This is a genomic window from Enterobacter adelaidei (assembly GCF_041937165.1).
Classification (GTDB): domain Bacteria; phylum Pseudomonadota; class Gammaproteobacteria; order Enterobacterales; family Enterobacteriaceae; genus Enterobacter; species Enterobacter adelaidei.
Genome location: NZ_CP154353.1, coordinates 4,360,769 through 4,374,103 on the forward strand (window position 1 = coordinate 4,360,769; position 13,335 = coordinate 4,374,103).

The 13,335-nt window shown below is 55.4% G+C and carries 7 protein-coding genes; 1 reads left to right on the forward strand and 6 read right to left on the reverse strand.

Translation table 11 applies throughout. The annotated features are described in order from the left end of the window. Window positions 1-41 precede the first annotated feature (41 nt). Window positions 42-971 (forward strand): sugar kinase, encoded by a 930-nt coding sequence (locus AAHF05_RS21245; protein ID WP_129324567.1) that lies wholly within the window; start codon window positions 42-44, stop codon window positions 969-971. 54 nt (window positions 972-1,025) lie between these two features. Here AAHF05_RS21245 and AAHF05_RS21250 read toward each other — a convergent pair whose 3' ends face one another. The 6 genes from AAHF05_RS21250 to bcsB all read right to left on the reverse strand — a co-directional run bounded on the left by AAHF05_RS21250 (window position 1,026) and on the right by bcsB (window position 13,331). Continuing rightward, the gene (locus AAHF05_RS21250) at window positions 1,026-2,519 is read right to left on the reverse strand and encodes a pitrilysin family protein (RefSeq protein ID WP_129324566.1); all 1,494 of its coding nucleotides are present in this window, start codon (window positions 2,517-2,519) and stop codon (window positions 1,026-1,028) included. A 227-nt stretch (window positions 2,520-2,746) separates the two neighbouring features. Next, the gene (locus tag AAHF05_RS21255) at window positions 2,747-4,033 is read right to left on the reverse strand and encodes a dicarboxylate/amino acid:cation symporter (RefSeq protein WP_028018354.1); all 1,287 of its coding nucleotides are present in this window, start codon (window positions 4,031-4,033) and stop codon (window positions 2,747-2,749) included. 159 nt (window positions 4,034-4,192) lie between these two features. Further along, on the reverse strand, window positions 4,193-6,199 hold the full coding sequence (hmsP, locus tag AAHF05_RS21260) for a biofilm formation regulator HmsP (protein WP_028018355.1): 2,007 nt from the start codon (window positions 6,197-6,199) through the stop codon (window positions 4,193-4,195). Between the two features lie 119 nt (window positions 6,200-6,318). Further along, complete coding sequence (gene bcsC, locus AAHF05_RS21265; protein ID WP_129324565.1) at window positions 6,319-9,816, reverse strand: cellulose synthase complex outer membrane protein BcsC; 3,498 nt, start codon at window positions 9,814-9,816, stop codon at window positions 6,319-6,321. After that, window positions 9,798-10,904 (reverse strand): cellulose synthase complex periplasmic endoglucanase BcsZ, encoded by a 1,107-nt coding sequence (gene bcsZ / locus AAHF05_RS21270; RefSeq protein WP_129324615.1) that lies wholly within the window; start codon window positions 10,902-10,904, stop codon window positions 9,798-9,800. Before bcsZ ends, bcsC begins: the two co-directional genes overlap by 19 nt. Window positions 10,905-10,910: 6 nt before the next feature. Further along, a complete protein-coding gene (bcsB, locus tag AAHF05_RS21275; RefSeq protein WP_108091155.1) occupies window positions 10,911-13,331 on the reverse strand; it encodes a cellulose biosynthesis cyclic di-GMP-binding regulatory protein BcsB in 2,421 nt (806 codons plus the stop codon). Window positions 13,332-13,335: the final 4 nt, after the last annotated feature.

Here is a 13,335-nt window from a genome sequence, read left to right on the forward strand (position 1 = left end):
AGCGCAAACTACCGATAATTACTCTGTTCAGGTTCACGACTATGTCCAAAAAAATTGCCGTGATTGGCGAATGCATGATTGAGCTGTCACAAAAAGGCGCGGAAGTCAGCCGCGGATTTGGTGGCGATACGTTAAACACGTCCGTTTATATTGCCCGTCAGGTTGCACCTGAGGCACTCGCCGTGAACTACGTCACCGCACTGGGCACGGATAATTTCAGCCAGCAAATGCTGGACGCCTGGCAGAGTGAACACGTTGAAACCTCGCTGATCCAGCGTATGGAGAACCGCCTCCCGGGGCTCTACTACATCGAAACCGACAGCACCGGCGAGCGTACGTTCTATTACTGGCGTAACGAAGCCGCGGCCAAATTCTGGCTTGAGAGCGATGCCGCCGCGGCCATCTGTGAAAAACTGGCCACGTTTGATTATCTCTATCTGAGCGGGATCAGCCTGGCGATCCTGAGCCCCACCAGCCGTGAAAAGCTGCTTTCGCTGCTGCGCGAATGCCGCGCCAACGGCGGGAAGGTCATTTTCGATAACAACTACCGTCCGCGCCTGTGGGCCAGCCGCGAAGAGACGCAGCAGGTCTATCAGCAGATGCTGCAGTGCACCGACATCGCGTTCCTGACGCTCGACGATGAAGACGCCCTCTGGGGTGAGAAACCGATAGAAGACGTGATTGCGCGCACGCAGGCGGCTGGCGTAAGCGAAGTGGTGATCAAGCGCGGCGCAGATTCATGCCTGGTCGCAGTTGCGGGTGAAGCGGTGATTGACGTCCCGGCGGTGAAGCTTGCCAAAGAGAAAGTGATTGATACCACGGCGGCGGGAGACTCATTCAGCGCGGGCTATCTGGCGGTACGTTTGACGGGCGGAAGCCCGGAAGCGGCGGCACAGCGTGGGCATCTGACGGCCAGCACCGTGATTCAGTATCGCGGGGCGATTATTCCGCGTGAGGCGATGCCTGTTTAAGTAAGGCGCGGGCTGACACCCTCTCCACAGGGAGAGGGTGTGTTAACGTATTAATTACTGCCCCTGCGGTATATCCGTCGCATCCTGATGTAAATCATCAGTCGTGGTGGCCTGCACCGGCTGCGGCGCGGTAGCCATAATGGAATCCCAGGTCGTCTGAAGTTCCTTCATGTCATATTCCGGCTCGCCTTTTGGCTGCAGCAGGACCAACGCCATTTCCTGCGACAGCTGCTGACGCAAGTCCTGATTTAACATATCGACGGTCAGACCGTTAAGGAAATCCTGGCGAAGTTTCTGGTACTGTTCTGGTGCAATATCCACCACCTGATTTTGCAGGGAGCGAATACGCTGACTGATCAGGATATCGGTATCGGCGCGAGCGTAGGTTGCAAACAGCTTCTGCAGCTCGATTTTTTTCTGCGCCACGAGAGCATTGAACTCGTCTTCAGAGAGACCCTCTTTGCGCACTTTCGCCAGCTCTTTCGCAACCACACCCAGATTCGCATTCAGCTTATCGCCCGGCGATTCAACGTTAATGGCACACTGTGCACGCTGGAACAGCACACGACAGTCAAAACCAAGACCGATATTCTTCACGCTGTTCTTACTGAGCGTCTGCTGAACGTGCCAGAACAACGCTTCACGCGCCAGATCGGCACGCCAGTAGCGCAACAGCGCCGCGGACTCACGAATTGGCTGCCAGGCGTTATCCCACATGACGGAAAGTCGGTCCTGACGGACGGTGTCCGTCATAATGCTGACGGGTTCTGTGCGCAGTGGAGAGAGCGTCGGGACAGGTGCTGGCGTTTCACGTTTGCCTTTCAAATCACCAAACGCTTTGTTGATCTGCTCAACCACCGCGCGGCTGTCCACGTTACCCACTACGATCAGCGTCATCGCATCCGGGGTATACCATTTCTGGTAGAACGATTTTACCTGTTCAGCATCCACCGGTTGTTTCAATGGTTCGGCCGGATCATGCCCAAGCAACGTGGAGCCTTTCAGGCGATAACGCCACCAGCCCTCTTTGGTATCCACAGGCCAGGTCGCCACCATGTCACTGTTGCTCAGGGCATAGTTAACGGTATCCGGCGTAATCGCCAGATTGCCAGAGGCATCGGAGAGATACGTCAGGGCTTCTTTGAGCAAATCGTTGCGGTTATTTGGCAGGCTCAGGTTAAACATGGTGTAGTCATACGAGACAACAGCCGGAGGAAGTGGGCGTTTCGGATCGATGGCCTGTTGCCAAAGAGAACGCACCTGAACCGCTTGCAGACTGCCGCTCTGAGTGAGCGCCAGCCGGGGAATAAAGTGGCTAAACCCAGTTTGCTGGGTGCTCTCCGCGAGAGAGCCGGTATTGACGGACAGACGGATTTCAATACGGTCGCTGGGACGTTGTGGGGTGGCTAAAACCTGCCACTGAAAACCGTTCGCTAATGTCCCTTGTTGCCAGGCCGGGTCTGGCTGGAGCGCATCTGCCTGCACATAACTGGCTGCTGCCATCATCAGCAAACCGCCGGTTAAGAGTCGAATTTTTGTGCCCTGCATGTGAACCCCTGATCAACATTCCTGGTTAAAAAAGAGTGCCTCGCGACGCGCCTCACTCTTAAAGATGACGATGAAAATACGTCAATTAGACCGCGCGTTCGGCAAAACGTCACGGTCAGAAGTGAAATATACCCAAAAAAAATCTTGTCGAATTATGACAGGTATGAACAGTTATTATGCGCAGGAGCCCGCATTCCGACAAGGGAATACGGGCATTTGTGACAAGTTTAAGAGGTTAAGCCAGGATTTTTGCTGTCGGTTGAACGGTTATTCAGAGTGTCGTCGAGCTTTTTGTGATCCAGCTCTTTCACCCATTTCGCCACGACCACCGTGGCTACGCCGTTACCCACCAGGTTGGTTAACGCACGCGCCTCGGACATGAAGCGGTCAATACCCAGAATCAATGCCAGACCCGCCACCGGCAGGTGGCCCACTGCGGAAATGGTGGCCGCCAGCACGATAAAGCCACTGCCTGTCACGCCCGCCGCACCTTTAGAAGAGAGCAGGAGCACCACCAGCAGGGTAATCTGATGGAAAATATCCATGTGACTGTTGGTCGCCTGAGCGATAAACACAGCCGCCATCGTCAGGTATATCGAGGTTCCATCAAGGTTGAAGGAGTAACCCGTCGGGATCACCAGACCGACCACCGATTTCCGGCACCCCAGTTTCTCCATCTTATCGAGCATACGCGGCAGCGCCGATTCTGAAGAAGAAGTCCCCAGAACAATCAGCAGCTCTTCACGGATGTAGCGGATGAATTTGAAAATACTGAAGCCTGTCGCGCGAGCGATAGAACCCAGTACCACGACCACGAAAAGGATACAGGTGATATAGAAGCAGATAATCAGCTGACCCAGCTGCACCAGCGTACCGACGCCATATTTACCGATGGTAAAGGCCATCGCACCGAAAGCACCAATCGGCGCCAGGCGCATGATCATATTGATGATGCCGAAGATCACCTGCGAGAAGCTTTCAATCACATTGAAAATAAGCTGACCTTTGCTGCCAAGACGGTGCAGGGCGAAGCCAAACATGACCGCAAACAGCAGCACCTGCAGGATGTTTCCGCTGGCGAACGCGCCGATGACGCTGCCAGGTATTACGTCCAGCAGGAAGGCGACGACGCCCTGATCCTTCGCCTGCTCGGCATAAACCGCGACTGCTTTGGCATCCAGCGTTGAGGGGTCAACGTTCATTCCCGCGCCTGGCTGCACCACGTTAACAATAATAAGACCGATAATCAGCGCGAGGGTACTGACCACCTCGAAATACAGAAGTGCCACAGCGCCGGTACGCCCCACCGCCTTCATGCTTTCCATGCCAGCGATGCCCGTCACTACCGTACAGAAGATCACCGGGGCGATGACCATTTTGATGAGCTTAACGAACGCGTCGCCAAGCGGTTTCATTTGTGCGCCCAGTTCAGGGTAATAGTGACCCAGCAGAATACCGATGGCGATGGCTGTCAGGACCTGGAAATAAAGACTTTTAAAGAGAGAGGTTTTCATAAGGTGTCCTTGGGAAGAAAAACCACAGGCTTTGTAAGGTTATGGTTAACCTGCGGCTTTAAAATAACACCCACATAACAGGACAGAAATAAACTCAGTTCAAATTTGAAACACAAATGTTAAGAACTTTGAGCTGACTCGCACAAGCCAGCAACAAAATTACACTTTTGCGTTATTGTCAGGGCCAGAAAGGTATCGTTGTTCAAAGACATCCGAAGGAACAGCAGGGGCAAAAAGGAAGCCTTGTCCGCTCTCCACGCCCGCCTCTGCCAGCCAGACGCGTTGCGCTTCGGTTTCAATTCCTTCGGCAATAAGATGCAGATTCAGGCTGCGCGCCATCTGGATAATGGCCTGCACCATGCTGCTGTCGCCCGGCAGGCCGTCGACAAACGCTTTGTCAATTTTTAGCACATCCACCGGGAGGGTCTTCATGTGCTGAAGCTGGCGTAGCCCGGCGTATCCCATGCCAAAATCGTCCAGCGCAATGCGAATGCCGGCATTGCGCAGCGGCTTCAGGATCGCGACCGCCTCATTAGGGTCGTCAATGCGTCGGCTCTCAGTGACTTCCAGGGTTAACGTATCAGGCTTGATTCGGTAACGATGGATCAGCTCCAGCATCTCTGAAACCATGGTCGGGTGCATAAGCTGCAGGGCTGACAAATTGACCGACAGCGGCAGCGTTACCCCGCGCTCCTGCCAGGCAGCTAGCTGACGGCAGGACTCCTCAAGCACCCAGTAACCGACGGTGACCATCAGACCACAGGATTCGATCCGCTCAATCAGCCCCTCCGGTAGCTCCCATGAGCCATCCGGCTGCTGCACACGCAGTAACGCCTCAGCGCTTTTCACTTCTCCCGTCAGCAAGTTCACCTGCGGCTGTAACCAGAGGGCAAACTGGCGGTTATCCAGCGCGGTCAGAATGTCGCTCTCTTCGGTCAGGCGCTGTTGCGCCTTTTCCATCTGTTCCGGGTCGAAGAACTGGATCTGATTTTTCCCTTTGCGCCGGGCGGTAAACGCCGCCGAGAACGCGCGACGATATAGCTGTTCTGCGGTCAAGTCGCCATAGTACATCGCGATGCCGATGCTGGCGCTTGGACGAAGCTGGATACCCTGAACAGGCAACCGTTCATTAATGACAGTGAGTACTTGCTGACCTAATGTGATCGCATGCCAGGGCTCTTTCACACCGTTGGCAATAATGACCAGGTCATAACCGCTGACCTGGGTCAGTACCATGCGAGGAGCAATAACAGACTTCACTTTTTCCACCAGCGTCAGGAGCAGTATTTCGCGCTGGCTCTCCTTGAGCACGCCAGCCGTGTCCTGCAGGGTCTCGCAAGCGACGACCATCAGCGCCGTGGTTTGCTGACGCGCAACGGTCTGCTCCAGCATCGCCATCAAAAAGGCTTTATTGGGAAGCTCGGACACCGGGAAGCGGGTGGCGCTGTTGCTTAACTCATCCTGTTGGCGCTGGATTCGCTGCTGATTGAGGTTATAACTGCGCACCAGCATACCAATTTCATCGTCATGATGAAGACGCGGTACTTTCAGTTGATGACCCATCTGGTCCTGCGGAGAGAGCGTGTTCAGCTCCCGGGCAATATGGCGCAACGGATGGACGATCAGCCGGTTGATACACCAGGTCAGCGCGACGCTCAGAATGAGCGTCATAAGTAAGCAAGTGGTCACTAACGTAACTACCCAGCTCATGACGAACTTATACATGCGGTATGAGTCCGCCTGTAAGACCAGATAGGCCAACGGCTGCGGATTAGCAGGACGCTCAAGCGAATAGACCGGCAGTGAAATCTGCACCGGTAGTTCAAACAGGCGCATCACCATCATTGGGACTGGGCGTTCCGGGATAAAGCTCATCCGCAGCGCCTGGAACTGGTTGGGCAATACAACATCGGCCCGGCTCACAATACCGGCCGGCTGAATGCGTTTCAGAATGGTTTCCGCTTCGGGAATATCCCCTTTCAGAATAGAGGCGGAGAGTGGGCCTCGCACCGAGCGGGCGATACTTTCTAACTGCGAAGCCGTGTTATAGCGATTCTGCTGTACAGAATGAAACAGCAAAATTACGCAAAAGAGCAGGACAAACAGCATGGTGACGGCAGACACCATCGCCATCTGTTTGATCGTTAAAGAACGGCTGACACGCAAAATGACTCTCCACAAAACTCGAAGCGCAGGGCGCACCAGGGTGTAAACCTGGCGCGCCTGAGTATACCCGATTGCTACGCTATTAAGAGAGACTTACAAATGGATTAAGGAAAATCCGATTACCAGTCCGCGTAAGGGATAAGCGGCTGCGGCGGTAAGTCCATATCGCCCTGCCAGCCTGCAGCAGAGTAGCGTACATACAGCAACGCATGGCTTGGGGTATAGTCTTTCGCTTGCTGAATATCCACGCCCATGCCTACAAACCAGTTGGAGGTCACCCGGCGTTCGATAATGGCTCGTGCGGTATAACCCGTACCCGAAGAGCTGCTGCCCGTTTCGGGATTATGCTTATCGGTATACATCGGGTCACCATTGGCATCCACCTGGTTATCCGGGATGAGACTCTGGATAGGATAACGCATGCCGTCTTTGGTTTTTGAGTGGGACCAGGATACCGAGCCACCCAACTCCCAGGACCAGTTTTCCGTGCGTTTACGCCAGGTCACCGGCAAGGCGAAGGAGACATACTCCTGCGGGCTGTAGTAGCCGCCCTGACCCAGAGAGTATCCGCTCAGATCTTTATCGTAGTGCCACAGCATGTTGGAGACACCGACCGTCAGGCGCTCATTGTTTTGATTAATCAGCTTGTAGTAGTAACCCGTCATCCAGCGGACGCGCCAGTTATCTTCCACATTTTTCCCCGTCAGCGTTTCCGCATTCAGGCTCGACCAGACGCCGTTCGCCTCACCTTTGTCATAGCTGATACTCACACCACCACCCGTAGCGCGTACGCCACCCCACGTGGTGCCGGTATTTGTGTCCTTTTGCCCACCAAAGGCCAGCAGAGAGCTGGAAATTGGCCGGCGATGGGCGTTAACGGTATAGCCGATAGGCCCCAGATCGCTGCTGTAACTGACACCGCCCACCACGTCGACGACATCAAAGCCCATTGGCGTGGTACCAATATCCATCGCCCAGGTTTTATTCTGCCAGCCAACGGCGACGCTCGCGCCATTGTCTGACTGATGGGTGTTGCCACTACACGGTGTTGCAGAACAGGTACCCCAGGTCGGATCGTACTTCCCGTCCTTCGTCTCAAACGATCCGGCGTCCATATTGACCAGATCGCTGCGGAAGAACATACGCCCATCAGAGAGCGGGGCATCAACCTGCAGCATGGTGGTGTGCGCTTTCAGATCGGAATAACCGCCCGTACCGCTGGAGCCCCAGTAATCATGTTGCAGCGTGACGTTAACGTCCTGCTGACGGTACAAATCACCGGCGTCACTACGCACGCCGCGCTTCAGCCAGTCATCTTTTTCGTCATTACGCGTCAAACGGGTGAAGCTGTCGTTGTCGGTCGGGCGCGTCGTCGTGATGCCAGACGAGACCATCGCATCTTTATAGGTATCCAGCGCCTGCTGAGGTTGGCCGTTTTGTGCCTGGAAACGCGCAGCATCACGTAATACCAGCGCGTTTTCCATGGAACCGGGTTGCGATTTGGCCTGCGGGATGATTTTGTTGAATGTTTGTTCTGCGGCAGCGGAATCGCCCAGACCGGCCTGCGCCATCGCAATCCGGCGTTGCATATTGAGCGATAACGGCTGACCATTTTGTGCGGCTGGCAATTTTGCCAGTTCGGCGCGCGCGGCATCCTTGTCACCTTGCGCACTGTAAATTTCAGTCAGACCGAGAAGCGCATCCTCGTTCTGCGGCTCACGCTGCAACACGGCACTGTAAGCCGTTTTTGCCTCATTAAGATCGCCGCGCTGCTGTGCCCAGTCTGCCAGGGTTAAGTCAATTCGAGTGGAGGTCGGTTGCTGGCGAAGGAGATTTTCTGCCTCTTTCTCTTTGCCGCTGTCGCGCAGGCGGTTGGCGGTTTCCAGCACCTGGTTGCTTTGCAGGCGGTCGGCCAGTTCCTGAATGTTGCTATTCCACTGGTTACGCGGAAGCGTGTCCAGATGCGCCAGGGCAGCCCGGTCCTGATCGTTTCCGGAAAGATACAGCCCGCTGGCATACACCTGATCCGGGTCAGACGGTTTCTGGCTGGCAAGCTGACGCATCAGGGTATCCGCCTGGCTACGCTGGCCCGCGCTGTAGAGATCGCGCGACAGTCGGTATGTTATCCACACGTCGCCAGGAGAGAGTGCCAGACGGCGGCGCTGAATTTCTGCTGCCTGAGCGTATTTACCCTGATTCTCCAGCTGTTCTGCCTGGGCTGAAAGCTGCTGGTTGGTCAGACTACGTTCAATATCATCAATGCTCCGGCGCTGGCTGGCAGACAGCGACTGGATAAACTGCGAAGCTTTCTCCGGCGACTGCGCGCGGTAAATATTGGCCAGTCCGCGAACCGCATTGCTGTTGCCGCTATCCATACGTAACGCCTGGCGATAATAACGTTCTGCCGCGTCGTTATCTTTACGCACGGCTGCGGCATCTCCCAGCCCCAGCACGGCATAACTGTCGGTATTGTCTATATTACGTGCCTGCTGATAGTAACGCTCTGCCTGCGCCGGGTTATTCGCCTTCAGCGCCGCATCCCCCTGCTGGATCAGCAGCCAGTAACGGTTGACCTTCAGCAAACTGTCCCATTTACCCCGGTTATCACTCTGCGGATCGAGGGCAATCGCCTTTTCAAACTGTGCCACTGCGCGGGCGCGATCGCCTTTCTGGGAATAAGCCTGCCCCAGGGCCCCCACCGCCTCACTGTCGGCATGGTTGGCGCTGACGGCTTTTTGCAGCTCAGCTACCGCCTTACCGCTCTGTCCGGCATCCACCGCGGCCAGCCCTTCCGCTTTCGCACGGAACGCCGGGTCAGCAAGCTGTTTTTGTTGTGCTTCAAGCTGTGAGCGTGCCGCCGTGACATTATCCCCGTCGCTGAACACGCTCAGATATTTTTGCAACGCGCTCACACTGGCGCTGCTGGCAGGCTGGCCTTTTATCTGCTCATACCACAAATCTGACGCCTGATTGCGGCCATTGGTGGATTTGGCCATTTCCTGCAACACCGCAAAGCCTTCATCGCGCCGTCCGCTCTGGAACAGAAGCTGAGACAGCGTCGCCTGCAGCTGCGTATTTCCGGGGCTGCTGGTATTTATTTTCTTGAGCTGGTTAATCGCTGCATTGCGGCGGGCAGGATCTTTCGCCACGACATTCCAGTATTCCGTCGCCAGATCGCCACTCGGTGGGTTGCCGTCAAACAGCTTGTCATAGGCGGCAATCGCCTCCTGAGTGTGCCCCGTCGTAGCAAGCAATCTGGCCTGCTGTAGCTGCTGGCGGCCATCAGGGGTGGAGAGCAACATCGTATTACGTGATGACTGATAAACACTGGAGCCCGGCGCGATCCCTTTCAGACGATCAAGCTCTTTTTGCGCACCAGCGGTATCACCCTGACGAAGCAGGTAACGAAAGCGTGCGGCGATGACGTCAGGGTTGTTCGGGTCAATCAGCTCAAGGCGATAGAGTGACTGTCGAACCAAATCCTCACGCTGAGTCGATTCACCCAGCCGAACCTGTTCCAGCAGTTGTCTCTGCTGCGGAGAGTTAGCGGCCTGAGCCAACGGCATCAATGCCAGGCCAAGCGATAAACTGAGTAGATTTACTGTGAACTTGCGCATTCCTGGCCCCAATCCGGTATTAATTCACCTTTAGCGGTGAAGCGAAAACGATGCTGATCCCATCCTTGCCCAAAGAGGGTCAGTACGTAACTGTAATAGGCATTATTATCGGGAAAATGGTCTGCAACGCGCTGGCGCTGAACCGCCTGGGCATCACGCTGTTGTAAAAAAGGTAGCATAGCGGCAGAGAAACCGACCGGGCCTTTACCCGTGCGTTTTCCACTCGCCACATCCATTTTCTCCGGCGGCACACCGTGTTTCGTTGTCATTGCCGCCATTGGCTGGAAGCGCGTCAGGAGCCGGGCCTTCTGGGGATCGTTATCACTCATCATCCCCACCCAGAGGTAGACGCGAATAGCGTCGTAGCCTCCTACCAGCGTCTTATCCTGCTGTAACCGCCAGCCTTTGTTTTTCTGATACTGCACCCAGTCCGGCGAAAAACCTTTCGGCGCACTCTCCAGCAGCAAACGGAGATTGGTTTCACGAAGGGTCGTCCACGGAGCACCGAAGCGCGTGAAATAGCTCGCTAACTGCGGAGGTAAATAACTGGGGTTGAAGCGCCAGCTTTTCTCTTCGGCAAAACCCACTTTGCCGGGAAGCAACATCGCGCCGAGACCGGGCACGTTTACCACTTCCTCGCTGGCAATGCGTTTAAGTAGTGCTTTACCCGTGCGGGTATACTCCGGATGTTTCCACAACCGGCCCGCTTCGAGCAGTGACCATGCTATCCAGACATCGGCATCTGAGGCGGAATTGGTATCAATGACGGCCCAGTTTTCTTTGTCTTTCTGCCCCCATAGCCAGGCCGGCAGGTGGTCATTGAGAGTGCCACTGGCAAGGTTATCGCGCGTCCACGTTAGCAACAGGTCAAACGCTTTGCGATCGTTAGCGGCCAGGGCAAAGAACAAGGCGTAGCTTTGCCCTTCCGACGTCGTAATTTTGCGCGTGTCACTGGGATCAATGACACGCCCGCCCTCACTGATGTAATCCTTTTTAAACTGCTCCCAGGCAGGCCAGGTACAGGCGGCGCGAAGAGGAAGCGCCGCCAGCATCAACGCTGCTAATGCACACCAGCGAAAGGCTTTCATCACATCTTACTCATCCGGGTTCAGGCGACGACGGCTAATGATACGCAGCAGACGCCACAGCACCCACGCCAGCAGAACCACACTGACCGCGGCCAGGATGGCGAGCAGAACCGGATGGTTAGCCAGCGCATACCACAGACGTTCGAACCATGGCAGATGACCGACGTAATACACATCACCTACGCGCAGGCTATTGACGCCAGACTCACGTATTACCGATACCGAACCAAACATCGCGGCACGTTTACCGCTGTCGTTCATCGCGGTATTGAGCAGTTCATACCCACGCGGGCTGTCCGCGAGGAGAGCCACAACGCTACGCTGCTCGTTGTAAGGTGACTGGAAGCCCACAACTGCGGCCATGGCTCCCTGAGACGTTACGGCCGTCTGCACGCTGGCCTGGCGATCGTTAACATCCGGCATGATGCTCGGGAACTCGGTCTGGCGCATCGGGGTGTTAACCCACGACTGAGCCGCTTTCACCAGCAGATCGATACGTTTGTCATCCTTCAGCTTATCCGGGATGGTACCGATCAGCATGATGTCAGCATCTTTGTTTTGGATCTGGCTACCATCATCAGTCAACGTGACGTTAATTGCCGGTAAGCCCGTCTGTGCGCCGACGGTCGCCATGGTATCCAGCAGCGTTGTCACCTGCCCTTCATTTGGCGCTTTTGGCATAACGACAATGGATTCAGAGAGATCGGCCATACGGCTGAACGGGAAGCCCGCATTAGCAAATGCACGCAGATCCGGCATCGCCAGGAAGTGATAATACTTCGAGAAGTCGATGGTCGACTCATCACCAATCACGACGTGGTTCTGTACAGGCTGGAAGGTCACGCAGTTATCTATCGAACCGCCTGGCATCGGGTTCATGTACTGGAAATCAAAGCGCAGCTGGTTTACCGCACCCAGCTTCAGCGCCGGGATAGAGACATCCGTTTTACCGTCCAGCAGCCCCTGCAACACCGGCAGGCGAAGCATCAGTCGGTTTGTATCCTGCGTACTTTGCAGGCTGAAAGATTGCAGGAACTGGTTGTTCAGGCTGATGTCCATGCGCGAGCTGTCTTTCGTTACCGGCGCGGTGTAACGGTAGTTCAGATTGATATCAATCCCGTTGGTACGCAGCAGGTACAGATCCGGCGGCAGATTCAGTGACAGGCTAATTGGCGCAGGCTCAAGACCGGTCGCCTGCAACTGCTCTTCATACGTTTTCAGCTCACCAAATGTCACTGCGCGGTCGGTACGTACCCAATTTGGCGCATCATAAGGTTTACGCGCCAGCAGTGGTTTAACTTCATCCACAACAACACTGTTACCGCGGAACAGGACATTGCCCTGGGCAATCGCTTTTGCAGCCTGTACCAGATCTTTATCATCACGACCAAAGACCACCAGCAGCTTCACGTACGGGTTATCCGGGTGGCTTACCATTTCAATGGTTGGCGCTTTGACGTCTGGATGCTCGCGCAGGAAAGCGGGTCGTTTGGCATTGGTCGCAAAGACGATGGCGTTTCTGTCCGGCATTTTATCGTACATCACCGGGAAGCTCTGCCCGCGCCAGCCGGAACGCGAACCAAACCAGGATGCCACAATCGTGGCCGCGAGTTGCTCGGTCACATCCGGAGACGAGGCGAAGACCATCGGCAGGGTTAGCGGACGGTTGTCGCGCGGGTCAAAGAATGGAATGGGGAACGCTGAGAGATCGTTTTTCAGCGCCAGTGACTGGTAGGTCATCTGCAGCGAGGAGTTGCGTCCCACATCCATCCACAGCGTGTTGCTGGCCGGGTTTTCACAGACATCACGGTAATGACCGACAAACTCCAGACGGATACGGTTAAAGTCGGTGATAAACAGCGGATTGATCGGCACCTGAGCCTGTGTTTTTTTACCCAATTGCTCTTTCGTGACGGGCAGAACGTCCATCAGCTCATCATTCAGGTAAACCTTCAGCTGAGACTGCACCGGCAACAGCGACGGCGATGGGGTGTATTCCAGGTTCAGCACCGCATTAGAGATGACCTCATCGCTGCGCATACCAAATTCAATACCGCCGTTAGGGTTGATGCCGCGCAGCACCATACTTCCCGGAGGGGGCGCAATTTGCGCAAAGGTCAGCTTCACGTCACGTGACGGGGCATTGTCCGCAACAACGGGCGCATTCGCTCCCCGAACGCCCGGCATCACCTGCCCGATGACCTGGCTGTCTGCCGGCAGGGTGTTCCCCTCCGTTGGCTGGTTAGGAGTGATATTTTCTGTTTGACCGGGTGCCGCAGTGACAACCGCATCGGTTGCTTGCGCGACGACAGGCACCGTTGGCGCAGGCGTTGCCGCTGCGTTATCAGGTGCTGCATTAGCCATTGTTGCGGGGATTGCACTCATCCCCATTGCCACTGCACATAACCAGGAAAGTTTTGTTTTCATCGCG